Origin of the sequence: Micromonospora endophytica, from assembly GCF_003236305.1 — a bacterium.
Taxonomy (GTDB): domain Bacteria; phylum Actinomycetota; class Actinomycetes; order Mycobacteriales; family Micromonosporaceae; genus Micromonospora; species Micromonospora endophytica.
Genome location: NZ_POTX01000442.1, coordinates 1 through 2,151 on the forward strand (window position 1 = coordinate 1; position 2,151 = coordinate 2,151).

The 2,151-nt window shown below is 74.4% G+C and carries 2 protein-coding genes; both read left to right on the plus strand.

What is annotated here, in order from left to right; all coding sequences use genetic code 11:
- Positions 1–2 precede the first annotated feature (2 nt).
- On the plus strand, positions 3–1,370 hold the full coding sequence (locus C1I93_RS30295) for an ABC transporter ATP-binding protein (RefSeq protein WP_111246653.1): 1,368 nt from the start codon (positions 3–5) through the stop codon (positions 1,368–1,370).
- A partial coding sequence (locus C1I93_RS30300; RefSeq protein ID WP_111246654.1) for an energy-coupling factor transporter transmembrane component T family protein occupies positions 1,367–2,151 on the plus strand: 785 nt, incomplete at its 3' end. The genes C1I93_RS30295 and C1I93_RS30300, both read left to right, overlap by 4 nt.

A 2,151-nucleotide genomic window follows, 5' to 3' on the forward strand; every position in this document is an offset into this window, starting at 1 on the left:
GGGTGGACCTGCGGGTGGAGCGTGGGGAGCGGGTGCTGCTCCTCGGGCCCTCCGGCGCGGGCAAGAGCACGCTGCTGGCGGCGCTGGCCGGGCTGCTGCCGGAGGACTCCGGTGAGCAGGAGGGCACCATCGAGGTCGACGGTCTGCCACCGCAGCAGGCCCGGGAGCAGGTCGGCATCCTGTTCCAGGATCCGGAGACCCAACTGGTGATGGCCCGATGCGGCGACGATGTCGCGTTCGGGTTGGAGAACCGGGGCGTACCGTCCGGAGAGATCTGGCCCCGGGTGGACCAGGCCCTGGCCCGGGTCGGCTTCCCGTACCACCGCGACCGGCCCACCGCGGCGCTCTCCGGCGGGGAGCAGCAGCGACTCGCGCTGGCCGGGGTGCTCGCCCTACGCCCCGGCGTACTGCTGCTCGACGAACCGACAGCCAATCTCGACCCGGCCGGTGCCGCGCTGGTCCGGTCGGCGGTCGCCGGCGCGGTCGGCGACGACACCACGCTGATCCTGGTCGAGCACCGGGTCACCGAGGCGCTGCCGCTCGTCGACCGGGTCGTCGTGCTGGAACCCGGTGGTGGCGTCCGCGCGGACGGCACGCCGGAGCTGGTCTTCGGCACGCACGGCGAGGCGCTCGCCGACGAGGGCGTCTGGGTGCCCGGCCGCCCCGTGCCGCCCCGGCGGGCCGCCGGGCCCGCCGGCGACGTGCTGCTCGCCGCCGAACGGCTCGGCCTGCCGCCCCGGCTGGCCGCCACCGACCTTGCGGTACGTGCCGGCGAGGCGCTCGCCGTACTCGGCCCGAACGGTGCCGGCAAGTCCACAGTCGCGCTGCTGCTCGGCGGACTGCTCAAGCCCGGCACCGGCCGGGTCACCGCGAGCCGCGAGCTGGGCGGCCCGGACGCCGGCGCTCCCCCACACCGCTGGCCCGCCCCCGCACTGGCCCGCCGGATCGGTTCGGTCTTCCAGGATCCCGAGCACCAGTTCGTCACCAGCACCGTCTTCGACGAACTGGCGCTGGGTCCACGCCGGACCGGAGCGACCGAGGCGGCGGTACGCGACCGCGTCGACCAGTTGCTGCACCGGCTGCGACTGACCCGGCTCGCCGGAGCCAACCCGTACACCCTCTCCGGTGGCGAGGCGCGGCGGTTGAGTGTGGCGACCGCCCTGGCCACCGCACCCCGCCTGCTGATCTGCGACGAACCCACATTCGGCCAGGACCGCCGGACCTGGCGGGAACTGGTGGATCTCTTCGCGGACCTGCGCGACGAGGGCCACGCGCTGGTCACGGTCACCCATGACGCCGAGTTCGTGGCGGCGCTGGCCGACCGGGCCGTCATCCTCGACCGCCCACCCGTGGCGGCGGCCCTGCGATGAATTTCGAACCGCTCGCCCGGCCGGACGCCCCACTGGCCCGCCGCAATCCGGTGGCCAAGTTGGCGGCGGCGCTGCTGTTCACGTTCGCGCTGATGACGACGCTCGACCCGGTCGCGCCGGCCATCGCGATCGCGGTGGAGTTGGCGGTGCTGCCGCTGTTCGGCCTGCACCCCCGCGACCTGCTACGCCGGGCCTGGCCGCTGCTGGCCGGAGCGGGCGGCATCCTGGTCACCCTGCTGCTCTTCGCCGCCGACCGATCGGGCCGGGTGCTGTTCGAGGCGGGGCCGGTCATGGTGACCTCGGGCGTGCTGCTCACCGCGCTCGGCCTGGTGCTGCGGCTGTTCGCGGTGGCCCTGCCCGGAGTGATCGTCTTCGCCACCACCGACCCCACCGACCTGGCCGACGCGCTGGTGCAGAACGCGAAGGCACCAGCCCGGTTCGCGATCGGCGCGCTCGCCGCGTTCCGGCTGTTCCCGTTGCTCGGCCAGGAATGGCAGATGATCACCATGGCCCGCCGGGCCCGGGGCGTGCAGGCCGGCCGCAATCCGGTGGCCCGGCTGCGGCTCTTCGTCTCAACCGCGTTCACCCTGTTGGTCGGGGCGATCCGCCGGGGCACCCGGCTCGCGGTGGCGATGGACGCCCGAGGCTTCGACGCCGGCGTCCCCCGTACCTTCGCCCGCCGCCAACACTTCGGCCCCGCCGACTGGCTCCTCATCGCCAGCGCAATCCTCCTCGCCACCGCCCTCCTCACCACCACCATCGCCCTAGGCACCTTCCGCCC